Here is a 3,193-nt window from a genome sequence, read left to right on the forward strand (position 1 = left end):
AAGAAAATTCGGACTTTGAAAACTGAATATTAAAAGCAAAGATATAGAAAGTATATCACCGAGAAACTGCGCGAATCGAGAGATTCAAGAGAAAAGAAATAGGTTAAGATAATAAGGGCGCACGGTGGATGCCTAGGCACTAGGAGCCGATGAAGGACGGAACGAACACCGAAATGCTTCGGGGAGCTGTAAGTAAGCGAAGAACCGGAGATCTCCGAATGGGGCAACCCGGCTGAGGTCAAGCTCAGTCACAAGAGGATGAACTAAGTAGTCCTGTTGAGGAAGACGTGGTGAACTGAAACATCTCAGTAGCCACAGGAAGAGAAAGAAAAATCGATTTTCTTAGTAGCGGCGAGCGAACAGGAAAGAGCCCAAACCAACGAGCATGCTTGTTGGGGTAGTAGGACTGGTAGAAGAGAAAAAAGGCCGAAGATAGTTGAAGCAGTTGGGAAGCTGCACCAGAGAAAGTGATAGTCTTGTAGACGAAATCGCCGGCACTCAACCAGGATCCTGAGTACGGCGGGGCACGTGGAACCCCGTCGGAATCCGGGAGGACCATCTCCCAAGGCTAAATACTCCCTAGTGACCGATAGTGAACTAGTACCGTGAGGGAAAGGTGAAAAGCACCCCGGGAGGGGAGTGAAAGAGATCCTGAAACCGTGTGCCTACAAGTAGTCAAAGCTCGTTAACGAGTAATGGCGTGCCTTTTGTAGAATGAACCGGCGAGTTACGTTAATTTGCGAGGTTAAGTTGAGAAGATGGAGCCGTAGCGAAAGCGAGTCTGAAGAGGGCGATTAAGTAGATTGACGTAGACCCGAAACCAAGTGACCTACCCATGTCCAGGTTGAAGGTGCGGTAAAACGCACTGGAGGACCGAACCCACGTAAGTTGAAAATTGCGGGGATGAGGTGTGGGTAGCGGTGAAATTCCAAACGAACTTGGAGATAGCTGGTTCTCTCCGAAATAGCTTTAGGGCTAGCCTCGGGGCAAGGATAATGGAGGTAGAGCACTGTTTGGACTAGGGGCCCGTCAGGGGTTACTGAATTCAGATAAACTCCGAATGCCATGTATCTATACCCGGGAGTCAGACTATGAGTGATAAGATCCGTAGTCGAAAGGGGAACAGCCCAGATCACCAGTTAAGGTCCCAAAATCCATACTAAGTGGAAAAGGAAGTGGAGTTGCTTAGACAACTAGGATGTTGGCTTAGAAGCAGCAATGCATTGAAAGAGTGCGTAATAGCTCACTAGTCGAGTGACTCTGCGCCGAAAATGTACCGGGGCTAAGTATGGTACCGAAACTGTGGGTGTATCGAAAGATATGCGATAGGAGAGCGTTGTAAGGGCGAAGAAGCCAGATCGTGAGGACTGGTGGAGCGCTTAGAAGTGAGAATGCCGGTATGAGTAGCGAAAGACCAGTGAGAATCTGGTCCACCGAAAGACTAAGGATTCCTGGGGAAGGCTCGTCCGCCCAGGGTAAGTCGGGACCTAAGACGAGGCCGAAAGGCGTAGCCGATGGAAAACAGGTTGAGATTCCTGTACTGATCAATGCCGTTTGAACGAAGGAGGGACGCAGGAGATTAACGTGAGCATGCAGCTGGAAAAGCATGTCCAAGCAGTAAGTCTGGTTATGAGTCAAATGCTTATAGCTAAGGATGAGCTGTGATGGGGAGCGAAATATAAGTAGCGAAGCACGAGCGTCACACTGCCAAGAAAAGCTTCTAGTGAGGTATTGGTTACCCGTACCGCAAACCGACACAGGTAGTCAAGAAGAGAATTCTCAGGTGAGCGAGAGAACTATCGTTAAGGAACTCGGCAAAATGGCCCCGTAACTTCGGGAGAAGGGGTGCTGGTGTGAGAGCCAGTCGCAGTGAAAAGGCCCAAACAACTGTTTATCAAAAACACAGGTCTCTGCCAAATCGAAAGATGACGTATAGGGGCTGACGCCTGCCCGGTGCTGGAAGGTTAAGAGGAGAGCTTAGCGTAAGCGAAGGTTTGAATTGAAGCCCCAGTAAACGGCGGCCGTAACTATAACGGTCCTAAGGTAGCGAAATTCCTTGTCGGGTAAGTTCCGACCTGCACGAAAGGCGTAATGATTTGGGCACTGTCTCAACGATAGACTCGGTGAAATTATAATACCCGTGAAGATGCGGGTTACCCGCGACAGGACGGAAAGACCCCATGGAGCTTTACTGTAGCTTGATATTGAATTTTTGTGTAACATGTACAGGATAGGTAGGAGCCTAAGAGCTCGGTACGCTAGTATCGAAGGAGGCGCTGGTGGGATACTACCCTTGTTAGATGAAGGTTCTAACCCGCGCCATTGAAGCATGGCGGGAGACAGTGTCAGGTGGGCAGTTTGACTGGGGCGGTCGCCTCCTAAACAGTAACGGAGGCGCCCAAAGGTTCCCTCAGAATGGTTGGAAATCATTCGTAGAGTGTAAAGGCAGAAGGGAGCTTGACTGCGAGACAGACAAGTCGAGCAGGGACGAAAGTCGGGCTTAATGATCCGGTGGCACCGCATGGAAGGGCCATCGCTCAACGGATAAAAGCTACCCTGGGGATAACAGGCTTATCTCCCCCAAGAGTTCACATCGACGGGGAGGTTTGGCACCTCGATGTCGGCTCATCGCATCCTGGGGCTGTAGTCGGTCCCAAGGGTTGGGCTGTTCGCCCATTAAAGCGGTACGCGAGCTGGGTTCAGAACGTCGTGAGACAGTTCGGTCCCTATCCGTCGCGGGCGGAGGAAATTTGCGAGGATCTGTCCTTAGTACGAGAGGACCGGGATGGACATACCGCTGGTGTACCAGTTGTTCTGCCAAGGGCAAAGCTGGGTAGCTAAGTATGGAAGGGATAAACGCTGAAAGCATCTAAGTGTGAAACCCACCTCCAGATGAGATTTCCCATTCGTAAGAAGTAAGACCCCTCAGAGAAGATGAGGTAGATAGGTTGCGCGTGGAAGGTTAGTGATAATTGGAGCGGAGCAATACTAATCGGTCGAGGGCTTAACCGAGCGTAGTGAAGGGAGCTTTTAATATTCAGTTTTGAGAGGACGAAGGTTCTTTCAGAGGCAAGAGTGTGGTGGCGACAGCGAGAAGGATACACCTGTAGACATGCCGAACACAGAAGTTAAGCTTTTCAGCGCCGAGAGTAGTTGGTGGGAAACTACCTGCGAGGCTAGGACGCTGCCACGC

2 rRNA genes are annotated in these 3,193 nt (G+C 50.5%); both read left to right on the forward strand.

The annotated features are described in order from the left end of the window. Window positions 1-101 precede the first annotated feature (101 nt). A 23S ribosomal RNA gene (locus JG29_RS07895) occupies window positions 102-3,012 on the forward strand. A gap of 64 nt (window positions 3,013-3,076) precedes the next feature. Next, window positions 3,077-3,193: ribosomal RNA gene (gene rrf, locus JG29_RS07900) — 5S ribosomal RNA — on the forward strand.

Origin of the sequence: Bombilactobacillus mellis (genome assembly GCF_000967245.1) — a bacterium.
Classification (GTDB): Bacteria; Bacillota; Bacilli; order Lactobacillales; family Lactobacillaceae; genus Bombilactobacillus; species Bombilactobacillus mellis.